Raw genomic sequence first — 20,003 nt, forward strand, 5'->3', positions numbered from 1 at the left:
GATGAGTACTCAACTATCCGGCAAGCGACAAGTCAACGTCACGCAAGTCATTGAAGGCGGCCAGTTCAATTCGTTCAGCCTGCGCGTGGCAGTAATCTGTTTTCTCGCGATCGTGTTTGACGGTATCGACAGCGCGCTGTTCGGTACGCTGCTTCCCGCCATCATGGCCGACATGAAAATGGGCCCGGCCCAAGCGGGGATTCTCGCGAGCGTGGGGCATATCGGGGCCGTGGGCGGTGCCATTCTCTTTGGCGTGGCGGCTGATGCCATTGGCCGCAAGCGCATGATGCTGATCGGCATGACGGTGTTCATCACCTTCACGGCAGCCTGCGGCCTGGCCCAGGGCGTCGTCGACTTCGCCATCTACCGCTTCATCGCCGGTTTCGGCCTGGCGGGTATCGTGCCGATTGCCATCGCACTGGTGTTCGAATACACGCCGGGCAAGTGGAAAGCCATGGTGTCCAGCGTGTCCTATACCGGCATCTCGGTGGGTGTGTTGTTATCGGCGGTGATTTCGATGGCCATTCTGACCACGGTCGGATGGCGGGCGATATTGCTTGGAACCTTCGTGTGCATCGTCCTGGTTCCGGTTGCTCTGGTGGGGCTGCCCGAGTCAATGTCGATCCTGGTGAAGAAGGGCAACAGCGCAAGCATTCGCAGGATCCTGGTCCAGGCCGATCGACAGTTTGTGCCTGCCATCGATGAGCAATACAGCCTGCAGGAAGCACCGTCCGCCAAGGTGCCGCTCAAACACCTGTTCCAGGGCGAATATGCGCGCAACACGTTGTTTCTCGGCATCGGCATGCTCTGCATCATGATGATTGCCGTGACCCTGACGACCTGGATCGCGCAGCTGATGGTGCAGCGAGGTTATTCGCTGACCACCGGGGTGTCTTTCATCCTGGTCTTTACCTGCAGCAACTTCATCTCCACGCCGTTGGCCGGCTGGATGGCAGACCGAATGGGTTACAAGAAGGTGTTTGCCATCTACATGCCCGTTCTCTTTGTTTCGATCGCGCTGATCGGCGTTATCGAGAACCCGACGGCCGCATTGATCTGCATGTTTTTTGCCGGGTTCGCCGCAATGGGCGCCACCTGCATTTTATTGCCCTATGTCGGCTCGCTGTATCCCTTGAGTTTTCGTTCATCGGCGATGGGCGTTATTTACGCCATTGGCCGGGTCGGACCGATCATTGGCCCAGCGATAGCCGGTTTCATGCTGGCCGCAGGCATCAGTGTGCCGGTCATTCTGATTTGCATGGCTGCACCCAGTCTGGTGGCGCTCATGGCTTTTCTAATGGTTAAAGAAGTTTCTTCGCAGCCTGATCAACCGTAAAGAATTTGCAGTGTTGAGGCGGGTTTGCGTGCGCTGTTTCTCGTTGTTTGCATAACGTGACTTCGAACACAGCTGTTTCAGAGTTTCACCTTAAGCGTTGTTCCAATTTGCAGTACCACCTAAAAACAAAGGAAATAAACATGGATCGCTACATCAACCGTCTGTTCCACGTCTGCATCACCGTTGCCGATATCGAAGCGGCACTTGAATTCTATTGCAATGTGCTCGGGCTCGAGTCCATCGGCAAGCTGCGGGGCGAAAGGGCGCCAGGCGAAATCCTCGGTTTCCCTGGCCAGATCATTGAAATCCATGCTGATCATCTGGTCGGCAAGGAAAAGGAAAACGCGACCGTCATCGATCTGATCGAGTTCGTTGAGCCAAGGACCGTCGTCAGCTCCACCCCATCTGCTCCGCTTAACCATGCCGGCATCAACCGCATGGCGTTTGGTGTGGACAACACCGATGCCATCTATGAGAAGCTCAAAGCGCGTGGCGACATCGTCTTCCTGTGCGAACCACAAACGGTGATTGCGCCTACCGGTGGCAAGTTCAAGATCCTGACCTTCAAAGACCCCTTCGACAACGTCCTGGAAGTCATTGAATACTGCAAGTAATAGGGCATTGTTCGAAATGCCAGTTGGATTCGATTTCTCTTACTCTGGCAAAACGGAGAGTTTTAAATGAGTGTTGCACAAGATAAATCCGAAATTATCGATGTCATCAACCTCTATGGCGTGGCGCTGGACGCTCACGCCTGGGACTTGCTGGACGAGGTGTTTACCGAGGATGCCCACGCTGACTTCGGCCCGGCTGGCGCTGTCTGGAAGTCGGTGGGTGCGCTGAAGTTCGCCTTCAAGGACTTCCACGAAACCCTGACCAATCACATGCACACGATGACCGGTTCCTGCGTGCACGTGGACGGCGATACCGCCTATGCACTGACCTATGGCGATTGGCTGCTCTCGCGCGATACAGCGGTGGGCGGTCCTGACTGGGTTGGCCGTGGCTGGTATGACGATGTACTGGTTCGTACTGACAAGGGCTGGCGCATCAGCAATCGCGTGTGCCGCCTGATTTCCTGGACGGGCAACCCGAATGTGCCTGAGCCAGCCTACGAACAGCACCCAGTGATGACCACGCACACGCTGCGCAGTCATCGTGAAGAAGGCAAGGTCAGATTCTTCGAAGCCATCGCCAGGAAGTAAGAACTAAAAGTAACGACGGGCCCACTTCCGGTTTTCGAACGGAAGTGGTCTGGGGTTTCTTTTGCCCGAATTTCCATAATGTTGCTCTTGATTAGAGCAACTTTGCATACCGGAAGCTGAAAAATGAGCAACCAGACGGTTATCTGGACAGTTGGCATCAATTGCCAGGCCGAAGACGAAGACAAGTTCAATGCATGGTACGACGACGTTCATGTGCCAATGCTGTTGCAGGGCAACTTCGTCAAGAAAGTCACCCGCTTCAAACTGGCCGAAGAGACCTATCACGTCGGCACCGTCACCCAGGCTTGCCCGACTTATCTGACGATCTATGAGTTCGATAATCAGGCCAGGTTTGAAGCCTGGATGAATAGCCCGGCGCGCATCGAAGCCGGGGAAGATAAAACCAAGACATGGGGCGACAAAGTCTATGACGTCCAATGGGCAACCCGCTACAACCTCACCAACACCTGGAACGGTTAATTAACGGACGGTAAACAGTTATGAACGCACTCGTAAAAAAACTGCTGCATGTTTGCATCACCGTCCCGGACGTCGATCAGGCCCTGAAGTTTTACCGGGATGTACTGGGTTTTGTTTCCACCTTCGAAACACGCACCGATGAAGCGGACGGTCCGCTGCTGGGTTTTGCCGAAGATGAAATCAGTATCTATGCGCACCACATCCTGACGGCGGGCGCAGATCCAAAACACGCCACCGAAATCAATCTGATCGAATACACCAAGCCCGCCACCATCACCGGTGACGGCCCTTACGACTTGATGAACCAGGTGGGCATTACCCGTTTGGCGCTGCTGGTTGAAAACACCCGAGAGGCCTTTGAAAAGATCAGTGCCTATGAAAGTGTCGAAGTCGTTTGTGAGCCCAAAGACATCATTATCCGCAAGCCTGGCGGCAATCTTACGATGACCTGGTTCAGCTTCAAGGACCCCTACGGTGTGTTCATCACCATCGCCGAACCGCCAAAGGCCTGAACAAGGTCAACTTCGAGGTTGCGGTTCAGCGTCGGATCGCTCCATAGCAGTTCAATAGAATCCGGGAGATAACATGCAGATCGATGTTCTGGTGGATGTAAAGACCACCATCGGTGAAGGTCCTGTATGGGACGTGCAGGAACAGCGCCTGTACTGGATCGACGTGGTCGGCGGGCGCGTGTTTCGCTGCACCGCCGACGGCCGCGAGGTTCGGACGTGGGAGATGCCCGACACCATTGGCTCCATGGCGCTGCGCCGCGATGGCGGGGCTATCGTTGCACTCGGCTCGGGTTTTCACTTCCTTGACTTCAACACGGGCGAGACGGAGTTGATCGCCAACCCCGAGGCTGACAAACCGCACAACCGCTTGAACGATGGCAAGGTCGATGCGCGCGGGCGCTTCATCGTTGGCAGCATGGACACTCGTGAGGGCTTCGCCGACGGCTCATTGTTTCGCGTCGATCCCGACCTGTCGGTGCATACGCTCGACACAGGTTTTGCGATTTCCAACGGTCCCTGCTGGAGCCCGGACGGGTCGACGTTCTATTTCTCGGACACTTTCTCCGGGGAAATCTGGGCCTATGACTACGACCTCGACACCGGCGCCATCGCCAACCGTCGCACCTTTACCAAAGCCGGCTTCACGCCGACCACAGCGACCGACGGCTCGACCGTCGACGCCGAAGGCTTCCTCTGGAACGCCCAGGTTTACGCGGGCAAGCTGTGCCGCTTCGCGCCTGACGGCAGCCTGGATCGTATCATCGAAATGCCGGTGAAAAAGGTCACGAGTGTCAACTTCGGCGGACCAGACCTGGACACGCTGTTTGTCACCTCCATGGCCAAGCCTCCGCTGCCGCGCTATCCCGGTGACAACATGATGCGCGGCAGTCTGTTCGCCATTCGCGGCCTTGGCGTGCAAGGGCTGTCTGAACCGCGTTTTGGTGGCTGATCGGGTTAGCGCCGAACGAAATTCGGCGCACCTTTGAAAGTGTGGATTCTTAAGGTACAGGATAGCTGCGATGGCCGAGTTCAAAGACAAGGTGGTGCTGATTTCAGGAACCGGTGGGCGTATGGGGCGGATAGCTGCGCAGATGTTTGCCAGGGAAGGCGCAAAGGTGCTCGGCTGCGATATCTCAACCCAGCGATCTGAAGAAACCTGCAGGCTGGTAAGGGAGGAGGGTGGCGAGATTTTTTCGCTGGAGCCTCTCGATCTAGCCAATCCCTTGGATGCGCAGCGGTGGGCCGATGAAGCCATATTGCGCTGGGGGCGAATTGACGTCCTCTATAACAACGCCGCAGGCGTCAGCATCGCACCTTTTGAGAAAGCCTCGATTGAGCATTGGAATTACACGATTCGCAATGAGCTAACGATCGCCTATGTGGCCGCTCGGGCGGTTTGGCCGCAGATGCGGTCTCAGAAAAAAGGCGTGATAGTCAACGTGGCATCGATTGCTGGCCATCTTGAGCTATCCGGTTTTCCTGCCGTTGCTCATGGTGTGGCTAACGCAGGCGTCATGGCGCTTACCCGTATGCTTGCCGCGGAAGGCGCACCACATGGCATTCGCTCGGTGAGTATCAGTCCAGGGCTGATTGCCGACCCGGACGCGCTGCCATCGCCAATACTTGATGAGTACGGCCTGCCGAAAGCGCGACCACTGTGGCGTCATGCCGCACTGGGCCGGCCGGCCCGCGCGGAAGAGATTGTCGAAACGGCTGTCTTTCTTGCATCAGACAGGGCGTCCTATATTACCGGCACCGACGTAGCGGTAGATGGTGGAATGTCCAGCATCATCTGGAGATCAGAGGCATAAGCATTCAGACGCCAGACATTTTGAATCGACTCTCAAGGCGCTAAAGGTAAAAACATGCAAACCCACGAAAATCGCGTCGCCATTGTTTCCGGTGCCGCTAAAGGCATTGGACAGGAACTGGCGATTCAACTCGCCCAGCGTGGTGCCATGTTGGCGCTGCTCGATATCGCCGATCTTTCCCAAACCTGCGAACGGGTTGAGGAGGCCGGTGGCAAGGCCATCGCCATTCATTGTGATGTCAGCAAGGAACAGGACTGGATCGCTGCCGGCGAGCTGGTCAGGAAGGAATATGGTCGCTGCGACATCCTGGTGAACAATGCCGGGATTTACCCCAATGTGCATATCGATGACATGGACTACGAAACCTGGCGCCGGACCTTTGCGATTAATCTGGACAGCATGTTTTTAAGCGCCAAGGTCTTCGTGCCGATGATGCGCGAGAACCATTGGGGGCGCATCGTTAACCTGTCTTCAACATCGATCGTCACCAACGCCGTGGGCGTCAGCCACTACATGGCAACCAAGATGGGCATCATTGGCTTTACCCGCGGGCTGGCCAACGATCTGGGCAAGGATTTCATTACCGTCAATGCCCTTGCGCCGGCACTGACTGCGACACCCGGTACCAGTGGATTACCCGATGCCGTACGCGAAAGCGTCGTCAATCAGCAAGCGTTCAAAAGAATGGCAGTGCCCAACGATATCGTCGGGCCGATCCTGTTTTTGACCAGTGACGATGCGCAGTTCATGACCGGTCAATTGTTGGCCGTCGACGGCGGCATGATGAAAGTCTGCTAAGCGACGACAACGCATCCTCCTGTAGGAGCGAGCCTGCTCGCGATGGGTTCAAACACACCGCGTCAATCCAGACAACCCACGTCATCGTTGACGATCATCGCGAGCATGCTCGCTCCTACAGAGGGGTTGGCAATCCGACCGGCATAGCCGGCGCAATTCTGTCGGGCGCTGCACTGGCAAGCCATTCCCGATATGGATACAGTACGACTCTTCGCAAATTTGCTGATTGCTTATAGCAAGAAAAAAACAAGAGACGATCCCGCGCATGATGCTCCCGAAGTTGATGCACATCCGCATGTTTGTTGCCGTGTACGAGGAAGGTTCTTTCACCGTAGCTGCCAGCCGGGAAGGGCTGGGCCAGTCCGGCGTTTCCGCGCACGTGCGGCAGTTGGAAACCCAGTTGGGCGTACGTCTGTTCGCCCGGGACCGCGCGATCATCCCGACGCCGGCCGGCCATGCCTATTACCGACAATGTGTGCAGTTGCTGCGCCTGCATGAGAGCGCCTGTAACGCGGTTGGTCACCGCGCAGAGCCCACAGGCGGCTCGCTTCGCATCGGCATGATTCCAACCATGAGCCGCTCGGTGTTCAGCCGGGCACTCCTGGCTTTTGAAGCGGCTTATCCCAACGTTTCCGTGCACCTGACCGAAGGTGCCGGCAGCGTGATTGCGACCGCGGTGCGCCGCGGCATGCTGGATTTCGCCATCACCCAGCGTATGTCTTATGAGGCGGGCGGAGCCGCGGGGCTGGTCACGTCCTTGTTCACCAGGACACCTGCGTTCCTGGTGTCCTCGCCTGATTCAGGTTTGCCCCATTGCGAGCCGGTGCGCCTGCGCGATATCAAGGACTTGCACCTGGTGCTGCCTGTCGGGCGACGGCCGTTGCTGGAACAGTACCTGATCGACCACAAGGTCGAGATCGTACAGCGGCTCAACTGGTTCGAGTCCATGCTCGGCGCCATGGATCTGGTGCGTTCCAGTCACTGGACGGCGATCATTTCCGGGCTGTTCATCGCCGATGATTTGCGGCGCCGACGCTTCACCCTCAATCCGCTGGCCGATCCCATTCTCTGGGACGACATGCTGCTGGTAGAGCCGGCGCGCAAGCCCTTGTCCAAGGTGGCCGAAAACTTCATCGGGTTTTTGCGCAAGGCCACCGAGGATATCAACGCGATCCCGATTCGCATCGCCCATGGCGAGCAGTTGCCCAACCTCGACCCCTCGTCCGCTTCCAATGAGATTTCGCCATGAATGACTCGCTGCCCGGTCTGCGGGAGATGCAAATGTTCGTGGCGGTGTACGAGACACGATCGTTCACCGCGGCGGCGGCACGTGAGTTCGCCACTCAGTCGGGCATCTCCCAGCACGTCAAACAGATCGAAGAGATGCTCGGCGTGCAGCTGTTCGACCGGCAGAAAGGTGTGGAGCCGACCGAGGCCGGCACCTTGTTCTACCTGCATTGCCTGGAGGTGCTGGAGGCCAACTCAAAAGCCCTGTTGGCCCTGGACAGCTTTGAGCAGGGCCTGGCTGGTGAGGTCCGGCTAGGGGTCACGCCGACACTGGCAACCTATCAGCTCGCGCCGGCCTATCTGCGCCTGATGGCGCAAAACCCCAACGCCTCTGTCGCTGTGATCGATGCGCCCAGCAATATGCTGATCGACATGGTCCGCGCCGGCGAACTCGACTTTGCAATCATTCCGTCGATTTCCCAGCCGCCGGCGGATCTGGAGACCACTGTATTTGCCGCTACACCGGCGTTTCTGGTCTCGTCGATTACCCATGACAGTGGCTTCGAGCATGGCGAGTTAATTGAACTCGACGAGCTGACGGGCCACAAGCTGCTGGCGCCTGACAGTCGCGAATATGCACAGTGGATCGGTTCGCAGCTGGAAGCGCTTACAGGGCCGGGGCCTTGTTACCAGCTCGACGCGGTACTGGCCACGCTCGACCTGATCAGGCAGAGCGAGTGGATGGCGATTCTTCCCGGCTTGCTGTTCGTTCACGACTTCGGTGCGGATCCATCGGAGCGGGATTTCAGGCTCAACCCCTTTTCCGGTGCCGGCCTGACGCTGGAGCTGTTGTTGGTGCAGCCGGCGCGGCAAACGCCTTCAGCGTTGATGCTGGAAGCGATCAGTGCAGTCCAGCAGGTGACCCAGGAGCACATCAAGCTGCTGAGTGGCTTTCGGTCAGGCAACCAGTCGGCCGTTCGCAGGCTGCAATGAACCAGGGAAGGGGACCAGAGGGGCATTGCCCCTCTGGTGAACATCGATCAAGCGTCTGCGAGTGATTTGGCTGCCATCGGGGTGCCCGAGAAGCCGGCCACCTTGCGCAGAACCCGATCGGTCCCGTCGCGGGGACTGCCGGAAGCGTCCGGATGATCGTCGAACCAGTTTCCTCTCGGATAGCGGTACATCAAATCAACCATGAGACGGCGCTCGGCGATTAGCCAGACGCCATCGCGACGCTCAAAACGATCGAAGTAGCGCGCCCATAATTTAACCGTGTCGCCATTCCAGTGATGCCGCTCGGAAGCGGCATGGTCGGCCTGCAGGTAGGTTTCGACATAGGCGATTTCCGGGCCATCGAATTCGACCAGGCTATTGCCGAGGAAATGCTGGGTGCGATTGAATCGTGGCATTTCATCAGTCAGGAATTGAAAGAATCCTTCGGCCCCTCCGACATGCAGGCTTTCAGGGAAATGGATGTAGGCATCCTTGTGGAAGGCGCCACGCACCAGTGACATGTCGATCCGATCCAGACCACGGCAATAGCGCAGCAGGACATCGTGGATTTCGGTGCGCGCGGCGAGTTCTTCGAGGGTCATGGTTATCTCCTGTACTCATTGTTATTGGACATGCAGCTTTCGACCCGCGGCCTCGTGTCTCAACGAGCCCGGGATGTGGCTATCGAATCAATGTTCGGTTTTGCATCAAGTGATGCCGGACGGACTTACGAGCCCTGCGCCGGGACGATGGGCAACTGGATAAAGCCCGGGCGATCCGGCCCTGTATGGATCGTGTTGCGCGCGCCGTCGTGGTAGGCATTGTCATAGCCATGGCGGGGGCCGTGATCGACCCCGTCGAAGGGCTGAATGTCCACACGCAGGCGATATCCCTTGCGGATCAACGCGGTGTTGGGAATGATCTCGATTTCAACCGCCACCACTTCGTCGCGTTCAAGCGGTGCGTAGTCGGCTTTGCGGTGCGTGTGCTTGACCGTGTATCTGGTCGAACGTGATGCATCGATCTTGCGATGGGACGCTTTCAGCCAACCCTTCGCCAGCGGGTAATTGGGCACGTTCATTCCCATGGTGGTCGAACCGGCGTAATCGACCTCGCGGCCGCTATCGTCGAGTATCCGCAGGCTGACATAAATGTCCATGTCCTCGCTGGTGGAGGACACCCACAGCTTCGCTTTGCCATAACCGGCGAACACCATGTCTTCGTTCACGGGATCACTGATGAACGAGATGCCCGTTTTCCAGATTTCCAGTACCGATGGCGGTTTGACGGGCAGGAAGCAGGGCGGCATGCCCGTGCGTAGCTCCAGCGCAATCTCTGCAGAATAATCCGCCTGGGCATCGACCCTCGGCGGCGTCAGCGACAGGCGCAGGAAGTCATCGCGATGTTCATCGCCCTGCCAGTCCGAAAGCGAGGCGTCGAAGAACCATTGGGGATACTGGGTCCCTGCAATCGGCCATTCGTTTTCTTCCTGAATCCAGGAGGCGCCATTGCCGCTGCGGATCTCCAGGCGCACCGGCGGGGTGTCCATGATGCCGTTGTCGACACCTTTCAACCAATGGTCGAAAAACGCCCGGTGATCGGCGATGGCGGTTCGTGAATAGGCTTTGGTGAACCAGTCTTCCCAGAAGTCGATTTTTTTCGACGCCGTGTTCGTGGCGAGATACGCCTCGCTGCTGCCGAGTTGATGGAAGTGCGCCATGTGGGTGGTGCAGGCGATGGACCAGAGCGGCACCTTGACCTTGCTCATGTCCGGGCTCATCAAGATCGTCGAGCGGGGACCGAATGCCTTGCTGGTGTCCGAGTCCCTGAACGTGGACTCCTTGAGCATCCCGATAAAGTCGACTGCATTGGGTTCACCGCACACCGCCGCCAGAACGCCGGCCTTGTACCAGTGGGTGAAAAACTCTTCGTTGAGGATACCGCCGGTGTAGGCCACTTCATCGTACAGGTCCACATCGGTGCCGATGGCGATCATCGCTTTCAGGTGCCGCGGCTCAAGACTGGCCGCTGCGTGTTGGCTCATGGCGTAGTACGACATGCCCCACAGCCCGACATTGCCATTGGACCAGGATTGCACGCCGGCCCAGTCAATCGCGTCGCGAAATGCTTCGGCCGTCTCTATGCCAAAGGGCGCGAGTGTGCCCGGATTTTTACCCGACCCTGGGCCATCGACGCGCACCAGCACGTAGTCATGGGGCACCCAGTCTACGGTGTTGGCGGTTTCGTGATTCTCGAAGACCTGTCCTTCGGGATTGCCGTGGAAATAGCGTTCCTCCATCTCTTCATGGGCATCAAAGCCGGCGTCGTCGGCGATCGAGTGATGATAGAACGCCCGCCCATAGGGACCGCAGTTCATGATGACCGGGAACTTGCCTGCTTTGGCCGGGCGGAATACATCCGCGTAGACAAACAGGCCGTTTTGCAGCGGGATTTTCACGTCTTTGAAACGCTGGATACCGAGGATGTGGCGGCGCACTTCATTGCGGGCGGTCGCCGCAAGGCAGAGCTGACGCGGTGTGCGATCGGTAAAGACGCCAGCGTCCGAGAGCTCGGCGAGCAGTGTTGCGATCAAGGGGTCTTGTTCGAACTCGAGAACAGGATCCAGAGCCAGGCCGGCGAAGGAAATGTCGTGACGGAAATTGATGCGATGTAGGCCAACAACGTCGTGTACTACCGGGTCAATGGTAATGCCGCCGTCCATCCTTCCACTGCGGTCAAGCGAGCACAGCAAGCGTGCAATGTTGGTCAGTCCCGCATCGAGCAGCTTGTGGATGTTGCCGTCCACTCGACTGACAATTTCTGCGAGGTTGATGCTGGGTGCGCCCATTGCAGAACCGATCGAGGTGTTGCCGACCAGAAAGGCAATGCGTTCACCCTTATGGTAATGGAACTCGCCCTTGTCGTTGGTCAGTCCGCTGAGGGTAGGGGTCTGGTATCTGAGCCCAGCCACAGGCCCGGAAAAAATGCCTGTTTGCAGCGTGCTTGATGCATTGCCGATGCTCTGGGCCAGCAGCGGATCGGCGGGGGTAAAAGTCTGCGGGGTATCGCTCATGAAGAGGTCCTCTTGTGGTGCAGATCTTGGTCTTGCTCAGTGCAGCGAGGCGAGTGTAGGTCTAAAAAAACAGAAACTCAACACTTGTTGAGTTATTCGGTGTAACCTTTGTCCATCGCGAAACAACGAAGAACAGGAAGCGTCGGCGCCATGAAAATCAAAGAAGAACCAGGCTCAGCGGCAACCCGGGAAATCAGGACGGGGCGGCGTAAAGGTTCGGGCAGCAGCCGACAGGCAGTGCTGGATGCCGCCCGTACTCGTTTCGCCAGCGATGGATTTGCCGCGACGACGATGCGGCGCGTGGCCGCCGATGCAGGCGTCGACGTGTCCATGGTCATGCAATTTTTTCGTTCGAAAGACGAGCTGTTCGCGGCCGTCATGAACATCCCGGAGTCGGCGTTGGAGAAGCTGGGTGCAGTTTTCGACGGCACCGACGAGCAACTGGGAGTGCGGGTCGTTCGCGCCTTTTTCCAGGCGTGGGAAGGGGCACCCGAGGAGTCGGAGCCGCTGATGGCGATGCTCAGGAACGCGATGGTGAACGAACAGGCGCGTCAGCATCTGCGCGACTACATCGAGTCCAGGTTATCGGCGGGGGGCAGCGAGTCCCTTGGACCCGATGCGCGCCTGCGGGCGGGCCTGGCGTTATCCATGCTCGTGGGGCTGGTGACCGGGCGACAGATCATCGGTGTGCCGGTGCTTGCTACGGCCAATCAAGACACATTGGTAGCGATGGTTGCGCCGGCTATCCAGCACATCCTGTTGCCTGCCAGCCAAGGCGCAATAGCCACTGACTGATCCGCACTGCTTGATAGTGTCCACCCCGTTCGCCAGGTGGACACCATCGTTGAGCCTACGTGGTTACGAAAGCAACGCGCTTACTGGGGAACGATAGGCAGCTGCAGGTAACTCGGATGCTCCGGCCCGGTGTAGATCCGGTTAACCGCATCGACGTGATAGCTCTCGTCGTAGGCACGAACCGGTACGCCCGCCGGTGCGTAGGGCTGGATATCCACCAGCAGGCGGCAACCTTTGCGGATCATCGCGGTGCTGGGGTTGAGGCCGACTTCGACCGGCACGATTTCGTCTCGTTGCAGAGGTGCGCTGTCCTTTTCCAGGTGGGTATGTACCGGCCAGTACTCGGTGGTGCGTTCGGCATCGAGCTGGCGGCGAGACACTTTCAACAAGCCATGGCCCACCGGGTGAATGTGCACCGGGTCCACCGGAAGCACCACGGATTCGTAGCGGATTTCCAGGCCTTGCTCATCAAGGACGCGCAGGGAGACAAATACATCCATGTCCGCGCTGCTCGATTCCACCCACAGACCGACCTTCATGTAGCCGGCGAGCACCAGGTCTTCGCTCATCGGTTCGCTGACAAAGGAGATACCCGTTGACCAGCGTGGGGTGCCGTCACTGGAGCCCGCCGGTGCGATCGTAGGCGTGCCCAGATCAAGGTGGGCGTCGTACTCGGCGCTGCCTTTTTCGGCGGGCAGGGCTTCAGAAATGCGCAGCAGGTCGGGGCGACGATCATCGTTCTGCCAGTCCGAAGGCCGGGCATCGAGGTACCAGCGGCGGTACTGGGTGCGCTCGATCGGCCATGCATTTTCATGCAGAACGAAGTGCGCGCCGTTGCCAGTCCGCACCTGCACCCGTACCGGTGCCTCATCCATCACGCCGTTGTCGATGCCCTTGAGCCAGTAGTCGAAATAGCGCATGTGTTCGCTGAGGGACTTGTTGCTGTAGGAGCCGGGGAACCAGGCGTCGGTGAAATCAAACTTGCGTGCCTTGGAGGCGGTGGACCGGATGAAGGTTTCGCTGCTGCCCAGTTGGTGAATGATCGCACCCACTTGAGGGCCGACGATCCACACTGGCGCTGTCGCCTTGCTCAGATCGGGGATCATGAAGATGCTGCCGCGCGGGCCATAGGCCTCGGGGTCGTTGAACGGCGTGGCCAGCACGCGGGCCATCCACGGGGTTTCAGGGCGGTCGCCACAGTGGTTATTGCCGGACCAGACCTTGTACCACCAGTTCCAGAACCCGGCGCCGAAGATGCCGCCGCCATACAGGGCCTCGTTGTAGATATCGGCATCGGTGCCTTGCGCGATCATGGCCTTGAGGTGCGAAGGTTGCAGACTGGCCACGCTGTGTTGGGCCATGGCCAGGTAAGACATGCCCCACAAACCGACATTGCCGTTCGACCAGGGTTGGGCACCGGCCCACTCGATGGCGTCGTAATAGTCTTCGGCTTCCTGGACGCTGAAGGGGGCCTGCTTGCCCGGGCTCTTGCACACGCCGCGTGCGTCCACACGGATGCAGACGTAACCCTCCGGTACCCAGACCGAGGTGTCGACGGTCTCGTGGTTTTCGTATTGGGCGCCGTCCGGATTGCCGGAGAAGTAGCGGTCCTCCATCTCTTCCTTGCGGATGACGTCGGCGTCGTTGCAAATGCAGTCGTGGTAGAAGCTCTTGCCATAGAAGCCTTTACTCATCACCACAGGATGACGGCCTGCGGATGCGGGGCGGAACACGTCCGCGCAGACGTAGGAGCCATCGCGCAACGGAATGCGCACATCGGTCATCTTGATGATGCCGCGAATATTGCGTCGCAGTTCGTTGCGGCTGGTGGCGGCATCGCACAGCGTGCGTGGCGTTTTGGCCGTGAATACACCGGGCGTGGCATTGAGCGTTTCGAGGATTTGCAGCAAGGTCGGATCATTGGCAAAGCCGACGCCGCCACCCTGGCCCATTGGCATGACCGGTGGGCTGAAGTTGATCGGCGCTGAACCTATCAGTTCATGCACAACGGGTGAAATCCTGACGCCCGACTCGATGTTGCCGTCCTGATCCAGGGTATGGACGAAACGGGCCAAGTTGGTTACCGACGGGTCCAGCAGCTTGTCGATCTTGCCATCAACGCGATTGGCCAGTTGCGCCAGGTTCAGGCGTGGCGCGGCTTCGATGGCGCCCAGTACAATCCCGCCCACCAGGAAGGTGATGGCTTCGTTGGCGCGGTACTGGAATTCGCCCTCGTCGTTGGTTACACCGGACAGCGTCGGTGTCTGGTATTTCAGACCGGCGATCGGGCCGGCAAAAACACCTGTCAAAACAGGGCTCAGAGCGGGTACAGGAGACGTATTCATGGATGTTTCCTAAAGAAGGGCTCGGCGAGTCGGTCGTTCCGCAAGGTGCCGAGGCGGTCTTTCAAATAAGTGCCCTTTGCCGCAAAGCGCCCGACCGACTGGTCGTGGCGCTATGCGCAAAGGGCAGGGTGCCAGCCGCCGTCAATCCGCCAGGATCGGCAATTGCAGATAAGAGGCGTATTTGCCACCGGTATGGATCACGTGCTGCCCGCTGTTGGCGCCAACGTATTCAGCAATGCCTGGCATCAACGTGCCCGAGAGGTTGCGCGAACTGATGATGAAGCGCAGTTGTTCACCCGGGTGGAACGCCATGCCGATCGGGAGCAGGTCGATTTCGATGTTCACGATTTCGCCCGGCGCAAGCTTCTCGATGCGGTCGAAGCTGTGGGCGGGAACGTCATCGGTGGACAAGTTGTCGTCCAAGTGGCGCGTCGACACCCGCAAGCGCCCATCCGAACCTTTGTAGCGAAGGACGGTGGCGCCGTGATCGGTGAGGTCATGAATCCTCGCGCTCTGGTTATGCGCAGTGAACTGCTGGAGCGGGGAGCCGAACCTGTCGAGTTTCTGGATGAGCACGAACAGGTCCATGTCATCGGCGCCGCGTGCCTCGACCCACAGATTTGCCTTGGGATAGCCCACCATCACCGTTTCCTTGTCGAAGCGCGTGATGAAGGAAACCACATCGGGATTGACGCCGACGTCGTACATCGCAGGCACTTCGCTGGCTGGCGCTGCGGGGTTGAGAATGCGCGCACCGCCGTCGAGGTACAGTTTGGTCGAAACCGCTTCCTTCGGCGGGAAAGCGTCGGCCGGTACATTGACCTGGTCACCGCCCTGGAAATCATGGACCGAGTAGCGCACGTGGGGAGTGACCTCCCAATCATTGTCGATGTCTTTGAGGTAGCGATCGAAGAAGCGGCGCAGGTCTTCCACGTTGGCTTCGTCGTAGTAGTCAGGCCATTCCTGGCTGTTGTGGATGCGCAGCCATTTGTCCTCGGAGGCCAGGCGTCGCCAGGCGCGGAAGGTGCCTGCGGTGTGCAGGGTGTTGGAGTAACTGGCCACGACAAAGGCCGGGACGTTGATGCGCTCGAACTCGGGGATTTTGTTGGCCCATAGCTCGTTGATCAGCGGGTAGCGTTCGGCTTCGGACAGGATGTCTTCTTTGCGGTTCTTGCCGAAAAAGCTGCCTTCCTGGAGCAGGCGTGCGAAAGCGGTGTCCGGCATGCCGCCGCGCATCACCAGATCGCGGTAGACATCACTCACGCCTTCCCAGGGGTTGATCGCCGCCAGGTGCTTGGGCTGTTCGGCTGCGGCGAACCATTGCGAAACGGCGAGGTAGGAGGTGCCGCTCATGCCGACCTTGCCGGTGCACCAGGACTGCTCTGCCAACCATTCGATCAGGTCATGGCTGTCGCGGCCATCCTGGCGGTCCCAGAGCACGCTGTCGCCTTCGGAATCCACGCAGCCGCGAATGTCGGGGTTGCATATGGCATAGCCGTGGGCGCACCAGTACGCCGGGTCCGGCGCTTCGAATTTTGCCAGTCCCGAAACCACGGAGTTGCTCAGCCCGACCAGACCGAAGACACCCATTACACTCATGGAGGTGCCCTGGCCTTTGCCATAGGGGCTCCACGCCACGATCACGGGGACCTTCTCGGTGCCGGCGGGACGGAAGACGTCGACATAAATGGTCACGCCGTCGCGCAGGGTGACGGCCACGTCTTTCTCGAACACGATATCGACCGGCAACGGGCGGAATGGCGGTGCGATCTGAAAACCTGCCTTCAGCGTGCGAGTACCTGGTTCAAACGCAGTGAGAAGGCCGGTTCTGCCCGCCGGCAGCGGGTGAGACGGTACAAACATCTTTGGGCAGTCACTCATGCGAACTCCTTATATTTGTTTTTTGTTTCGGGACCGATTGCAGTAAGGTACGGCGGTATGGAAATTAATTCAACACGTGTTGATATATTGAATTCGCAGGAAATCAGGGTGAGCCTATGACTAAAGAATCCACTCCCGCGCCGCGCCGTGGACGGCGGCCAGGACCCAACAGCACGCGGCAGTTGGTGCTTGACGCAGCACGAGCGCGCTTCGCCAGTGACGGTTTTGCCGGCACCACCATTCGCCTGGTGGCGGCCGATGCGGGCGTCGATGTGGCCCAGGTGATGCAGTTCTTCCGCTCGAAGGACGAGCTTTTTGCCGCGGTGATGGCTATTCCGGCGTCCGCGCTGCAGCGCTTCGATGCGCTCTATGAGGGACCGGACGAGCACTTGGGCGAGCGAGTGGTGCGCGCCTTTCTCGCCGGCTGGGAAGGCATAGCCGAAGAGTCAGAACCGTTGATGGCCACGCTGCGCGGGGCATTCGTCAATGATCAGGCTCGCGAGCAGCTACGTGGCTTCATCCAGTCGCGATTGCTGACAGGCACCAGTGACCATCCCGATCCAGAAGCCATGCTCCGCTCCGGCCTGGCCGCTTCTTTGCTCGTCGGCATGGTCGTCGGCCGGCGAATCATCGGGGTGCCCATTCTGGTTGCCGCCGAATCGGAAGAACTGGTCAGGATTGTCGGTCCTGCCATTCAGAAGATTCTCGTGCCCTAAGCTGAACATCGAACTGTCTGGTTGAACAACCGGGCGGGGACGTGCACGACGATCCGTCTACGCATTGAAGGGGATTACATGGACGATTTTTCCGGCGCCGGTTTTGAGCAAGTGCAGTTCGGAATGTTGCTTGGGCGGGCGGCCGCATTGAAAGATCGGCTGCTGGATCGACATCTGATGCCGTTGGGTATCACCGCTGCCCAACTCAAAGTGCTGAGGATCATTCGTCGCGGGGAAAACACTGCCGTCGCGTTGTGCCGACACCTTTCCATCCACAGCGCGGCGATGACTCGCATGCTCGATCGCCTTGAGCGCAAGGGCTTGATCGTTCGTATGCCGGACGATAAGGACCAACGCCAGGTTCGCCTGGCGCTGACAGCCGATGGGGAAGCCATAGGTTCGGTGCTGCCAACGATGGAGGTGGCTGCAATGAATGAATTCACCGCAAGCCTCACGTCGGAGGAACTTCTTCGCCTAGAGAGTCTGTTGGAGAAGATGCTGCGCACTGAATCGCCCAGGTTCTCAATGCCAGACATTCGTACCTAGCGATCCGCGATGGCGTTTGCAGGTACTCGAACACACGGATGGCCTTGCGCGTAAGAATAAGCGGCGCGAACGGCGTTATGAAGGCTGAAACAATAACACGTTAGTTAGATAATTGGGTAAACACCTTACAGCGGCAGGGATAGACGTGGCATAGGTGAGGCCAATGGGTCACTCGAATGGCCCTAGCATGCGCATCACAAACCTTTTATGCAGTATCCGGGTATGACAGTTATCGGATATCACATCTGTATTTCTCCGATCTGGCCGCTAGGTATTCCTAGAAAACTCTGGCCAAAAGAAGGCTAAGCAGGTTGCAATACAACTGCACCCTAGAGCTGTTCTGTTCCTTTGCTGTAGTACCGGTCCATCGTATAGGCGAGTGATGCGTAGCGGAGATCTCGCTGAAGGTGTCTAAGATCCCTAAATTGTGCGGCGTTCATTGCCCCGGTTTCGCGCAACCAAGCTAAAGAAGCAGCACGAAGGGAAGTACATTGCTCATCGCTCGAACCACTACGTACCATCTTCAAAAGCGTGAGATCAAAAATGTTTTGAACGATTTTTCTTATCTGTCGATCCGTTAATCCAGGTCTACCATGTACCGTTACAAGCAGCGGATCACTGTCCCCAGGACTCGGTAAGGGTGACAGATTTCGGCTTTCTCTATAGCGGACAAGATATGGAATAAATTCGGGGTCCACCGAAATTATCTGAGACTTGCTTCGACCTGGTAATTCAAACCACCAACAATCGTCGCGTTCAAAAAAAGAACTCATGCATGGTGTGTTTTCATTAAAGCTAGCGAGATCAGCACCTCGAAGGTACAAGTAATAGGTTACCATGATAATGAATAACGATCGTTCATATCTAGGGTCGCACTGCGCCATGGTTTCCGCAGTATCAACAACCAATGCCCATTGTTCGTGCGTTAGTGATGGCCTATTTTTTTTTGTGGATCTCAAGCGATTAGCGTATCGTTTACTTAATAGCGCCGCAGGATTCGATTTACCAACACCTATCTCGATCATGTAGTTATAAAATGAACTGCATGCACTAAGCAACTGAACCATGCAACTAACTGACGTCACGCACTGAAAAGTCGAGTCGTCCTCATCATCTATTTTAATACAATTCCCCATCGCCTTTGAGCGTCGATTCCTCATTGGTCGCCAAGCGTCATTGAAATCTATATAGCCCTCATTATCAGTGAATCGCTGTCTCGGACAGCTTCCCACCCAATCATTCGCAGGGTGCTCGTTAAAACTAACAAAGTCCCTGATGTCATTGACACTCAAAGCTAATGGTGATTTTTCCGCGTAGATCCAACTCCAAAGAAGTATGCGCTCAATATAATTTCTGTAGTTTGGGAACGTATTAGGTTCTACGCAGCGCGCTAATAAAAATTTGCGTGCACAAACGTAGTCTTTCTCGACATCAATAGAAGACTGGAAGCTCTCAAAATATTTGCACACTGACGGATAACGAGCATAGAGGTTTAATAATGGAGTTTCCAGAGACGCCTTGTCGTCGAAAATTGGGCGAGGCCGCAAGTAGATTTTCACCTATGAACACTCCGCATCTATTAAGAAAAGGTGCGCACCGTAAATGCGCGTTGTTACACAGAGCTCACAGGCTCATTAGGAACGGTAAATGCCCGATTCCAATTAGTCAATTAATTGATATCGATTTCTGGAAATCTTTTTATATTTCCACCGATAATCGATTACGCATGGAAAACTATCAGGTGGACTATCCAACAAAGAAATCACCAAAAACCGTGGAATTTCTTATTGTTATTGCGTAAGCAATGGATTTATTCGTCTGAAAAAAGTGGAATTGGTAGCTGTTAATCAGTGGAATTGCTCGTTATCAGGTGGAAAAGAGCGATGTCGCTAGGTTTATCAGTTGATAAATATCGATACAATTCCAGCGATCAACGACAGAAGATAACTGCGTGCTTGCTAGCTAGGAACATAACCGAATGAAAATGTTAGATTTATTGCCTGCCGTTAGGATTCCATTTAATTGTGGTCGGTCACAAAACAAGTTGCAACACCATTGAAACGGCATTCGTTTAACATAATATACATTATGCGTACCTTCGTATTCCCACGCGGGGTCCATGGTGGTCAGATTTGAAGCCTGGCAGTTCTCAGAAGTAATCGTGTAAATCGAGCCTTACCTCACGTTCACTGATTTGCTGACAGATCATTTGTCCGGCAATGATCAGCGCGCTACAGGTTCTGGCACGGCCTTTGTGACGGTCATCGTATGCGGATTTGCCCATT

At 57.0% G+C, this 20,003-nt stretch carries 18 protein-coding genes; 13 read left to right on the forward strand and 5 right to left on the reverse strand.

Translation table 11 applies throughout. The features are described 5' to 3' along the window. Position 1 precedes the first annotated feature (1 nt). The 10 genes from QMK58_RS15485 (at position 2) to QMK58_RS15530 (ending at position 8,362) form a co-directional block, all read left to right on the forward strand. Positions 2–1,336 (forward strand): MFS transporter, encoded by a 1,335-nt coding sequence (locus tag QMK58_RS15485; protein ID WP_320394976.1) that lies wholly within the window; start codon positions 2–4, stop codon positions 1,334–1,336. A gap of 140 nt (positions 1,337–1,476) precedes the next feature. Further along, positions 1,477–1,950: a VOC family protein gene (locus QMK58_RS15490; protein WP_320394977.1), complete on the forward strand. Its 474-nt coding sequence runs from the start codon at positions 1,477–1,479 to the stop codon at positions 1,948–1,950. 66 nt (positions 1,951–2,016) lie between these two features. Beyond that, the gene (locus QMK58_RS15495) at positions 2,017–2,541 is read left to right on the forward strand and encodes a nuclear transport factor 2 family protein (RefSeq protein WP_320394978.1); all 525 of its coding nucleotides are present in this window, start codon (positions 2,017–2,019) and stop codon (positions 2,539–2,541) included. Between the two features lie 123 nt (positions 2,542–2,664). Further along, positions 2,665–3,021 carry a DUF4286 family protein gene (locus tag QMK58_RS15500; protein ID WP_320394979.1) on the forward strand — a complete coding sequence of 119 codons (357 nt, stop codon included), beginning with the start codon at positions 2,665–2,667 and terminating at the stop codon, positions 3,019–3,021. A 20-nt stretch (positions 3,022–3,041) separates the two neighbouring features. Continuing rightward, positions 3,042–3,533, forward strand: coding sequence for a VOC family protein (locus tag QMK58_RS15505; RefSeq protein ID WP_320394980.1), 492 nt, complete (start codon positions 3,042–3,044; stop codon positions 3,531–3,533). A gap of 73 nt (positions 3,534–3,606) precedes the next feature. Next, the gene (locus QMK58_RS15510) at positions 3,607–4,482 is read left to right on the forward strand and encodes an SMP-30/gluconolactonase/LRE family protein (protein WP_320394981.1); all 876 of its coding nucleotides are present in this window, start codon (positions 3,607–3,609) and stop codon (positions 4,480–4,482) included. A gap of 70 nt (positions 4,483–4,552) precedes the next feature. Beyond that, positions 4,553–5,344, forward strand: a complete 792-nt coding sequence (locus tag QMK58_RS15515; RefSeq protein ID WP_320394982.1) for an SDR family oxidoreductase — start codon at positions 4,553–4,555, stop codon at positions 5,342–5,344. Between the two features lie 54 nt (positions 5,345–5,398). Continuing rightward, the gene (locus QMK58_RS15520) at positions 5,399–6,142 is read left to right on the forward strand and encodes an SDR family NAD(P)-dependent oxidoreductase (RefSeq protein ID WP_320394983.1); all 744 of its coding nucleotides are present in this window, start codon (positions 5,399–5,401) and stop codon (positions 6,140–6,142) included. A gap of 265 nt (positions 6,143–6,407) precedes the next feature. Next, on the forward strand, positions 6,408–7,391 hold the full coding sequence (locus tag QMK58_RS15525) for a LysR family transcriptional regulator (protein WP_320394984.1): 984 nt from the start codon (positions 6,408–6,410) through the stop codon (positions 7,389–7,391). Beyond that, a complete protein-coding gene (locus QMK58_RS15530) occupies positions 7,388–8,362 on the forward strand; it encodes a LysR family transcriptional regulator (protein WP_320394985.1) in 975 nt (324 codons plus the stop codon). Before QMK58_RS15525 ends, QMK58_RS15530 begins: the two co-directional genes overlap by 4 nt. Positions 8,363–8,409: 47 nt before the next feature. Here QMK58_RS15530 and QMK58_RS15535 read toward each other — a convergent pair whose 3' ends face one another. Together QMK58_RS15535 and QMK58_RS15540 are read right to left on the reverse strand one after the other, a co-directional pair. Next, a complete protein-coding gene (locus QMK58_RS15535; protein ID WP_320394986.1) occupies positions 8,410–8,964 on the reverse strand; it encodes a nuclear transport factor 2 family protein in 555 nt (184 codons plus the stop codon). A gap of 125 nt (positions 8,965–9,089) precedes the next feature. Beyond that, complete coding sequence (locus QMK58_RS15540) at positions 9,090–11,435, reverse strand: CocE/NonD family hydrolase (RefSeq protein WP_320394987.1); 2,346 nt, start codon at positions 11,433–11,435, stop codon at positions 9,090–9,092. A 150-nt stretch (positions 11,436–11,585) separates the two neighbouring features. Between QMK58_RS15540 and QMK58_RS15545 the strand changes: the two genes are divergently transcribed. Then, positions 11,586–12,230, forward strand: coding sequence for a TetR family transcriptional regulator (locus tag QMK58_RS15545; RefSeq protein ID WP_320394988.1), 645 nt, complete (start codon positions 11,586–11,588; stop codon positions 12,228–12,230). Between the two features lie 80 nt (positions 12,231–12,310). Here the strand turns inward: QMK58_RS15545 and QMK58_RS15550 are convergent, their stop codons facing one another. Both QMK58_RS15550 and QMK58_RS15555 read right to left on the reverse strand, forming a co-directional pair. Then, complete coding sequence (locus QMK58_RS15550) at positions 12,311–14,575, reverse strand: CocE/NonD family hydrolase (protein WP_320394989.1); 2,265 nt, start codon at positions 14,573–14,575, stop codon at positions 12,311–12,313. A 141-nt stretch (positions 14,576–14,716) separates the two neighbouring features. Beyond that, the gene (locus QMK58_RS15555; RefSeq protein WP_320394990.1) at positions 14,717–16,456 is read right to left on the reverse strand and encodes a CocE/NonD family hydrolase; all 1,740 of its coding nucleotides are present in this window, start codon (positions 16,454–16,456) and stop codon (positions 14,717–14,719) included. 116 nt (positions 16,457–16,572) lie between these two features. Between QMK58_RS15555 and QMK58_RS15560 the strand changes: the two genes are divergently transcribed. Next, positions 16,573–17,172, forward strand: coding sequence for a TetR family transcriptional regulator (locus QMK58_RS15560; protein WP_320394991.1), 600 nt, complete (start codon positions 16,573–16,575; stop codon positions 17,170–17,172). Between the two features lie 78 nt (positions 17,173–17,250). Continuing rightward, entirely contained in the window at positions 17,251–17,718 is a 468-nt protein-coding gene (locus tag QMK58_RS15565) for a MarR family transcriptional regulator (RefSeq protein WP_320394992.1), read from the forward strand. A 329-nt stretch (positions 17,719–18,047) separates the two neighbouring features. Here the strand turns inward: QMK58_RS15565 and QMK58_RS15570 are convergent, their stop codons facing one another. Beyond that, positions 18,048–19,277, reverse strand: coding sequence for a hypothetical protein (locus QMK58_RS15570; protein ID WP_320394993.1), 1,230 nt, complete (start codon positions 19,275–19,277; stop codon positions 18,048–18,050). Positions 19,278–20,003: the final 726 nt, after the last annotated feature.

This window comes from Pseudomonas sp. P8_241, assembly GCF_034008315.1.
Taxonomy (GTDB): Bacteria; Pseudomonadota; Gammaproteobacteria; order Pseudomonadales; family Pseudomonadaceae; genus Aquipseudomonas.

Bases quoted from the DNA above. Each gene is read 5' to 3' on its own strand.
- QMK58_RS15485 (WP_320394976.1), top strand. From the start codon at position 2: ATGAGTACTCAACTATCCGGCAAGCGACAAGTCAACGTCACGCAAGTC.
- QMK58_RS15490 (WP_320394977.1), top strand. From the start codon at position 1,477: ATGGATCGCTACATCAACCGTCTGTTCCACGTCTGCATCACCGTTGCC.
- QMK58_RS15495 (WP_320394978.1), top strand. From the start codon at position 2,017: ATGAGTGTTGCACAAGATAAATCCGAAATTATCGATGTCATCAACCTC.
- QMK58_RS15500 (WP_320394979.1), top strand. From the start codon at position 2,665: ATGAGCAACCAGACGGTTATCTGGACAGTTGGCATCAATTGCCAGGCC.
- QMK58_RS15505 (WP_320394980.1), top strand. From the start codon at position 3,042: ATGAACGCACTCGTAAAAAAACTGCTGCATGTTTGCATCACCGTCCCG.
- QMK58_RS15510 (WP_320394981.1), top strand. From the start codon at position 3,607: ATGCAGATCGATGTTCTGGTGGATGTAAAGACCACCATCGGTGAAGGT.
- QMK58_RS15515 (WP_320394982.1), top strand. From the start codon at position 4,553: ATGGCCGAGTTCAAAGACAAGGTGGTGCTGATTTCAGGAACCGGTGGG.
- QMK58_RS15520 (WP_320394983.1), top strand. From the start codon at position 5,399: ATGCAAACCCACGAAAATCGCGTCGCCATTGTTTCCGGTGCCGCTAAA.
- QMK58_RS15525 (WP_320394984.1), top strand. From the start codon at position 6,408: ATGATGCTCCCGAAGTTGATGCACATCCGCATGTTTGTTGCCGTGTAC.
- QMK58_RS15530 (WP_320394985.1), top strand. From the start codon at position 7,388: ATGAATGACTCGCTGCCCGGTCTGCGGGAGATGCAAATGTTCGTGGCG.
- QMK58_RS15535 (WP_320394986.1), bottom strand. From the start codon at position 8,964: ATGACCCTCGAAGAACTCGCCGCGCGCACCGAAATCCACGATGTCCTG.
- QMK58_RS15540 (WP_320394987.1), bottom strand. From the start codon at position 11,435: ATGAGCGATACCCCGCAGACTTTTACCCCCGCCGATCCGCTGCTGGCC.
- QMK58_RS15545 (WP_320394988.1), top strand. From the start codon at position 11,586: ATGAAAATCAAAGAAGAACCAGGCTCAGCGGCAACCCGGGAAATCAGG.
- QMK58_RS15550 (WP_320394989.1), bottom strand. From the start codon at position 14,575: ATGAATACGTCTCCTGTACCCGCTCTGAGCCCTGTTTTGACAGGTGTT.
- QMK58_RS15555 (WP_320394990.1), bottom strand. From the start codon at position 16,456: ATGAGTGACTGCCCAAAGATGTTTGTACCGTCTCACCCGCTGCCGGCG.
- QMK58_RS15560 (WP_320394991.1), top strand. From the start codon at position 16,573: ATGACTAAAGAATCCACTCCCGCGCCGCGCCGTGGACGGCGGCCAGGA.
- QMK58_RS15565 (WP_320394992.1), top strand. From the start codon at position 17,251: ATGGACGATTTTTCCGGCGCCGGTTTTGAGCAAGTGCAGTTCGGAATG.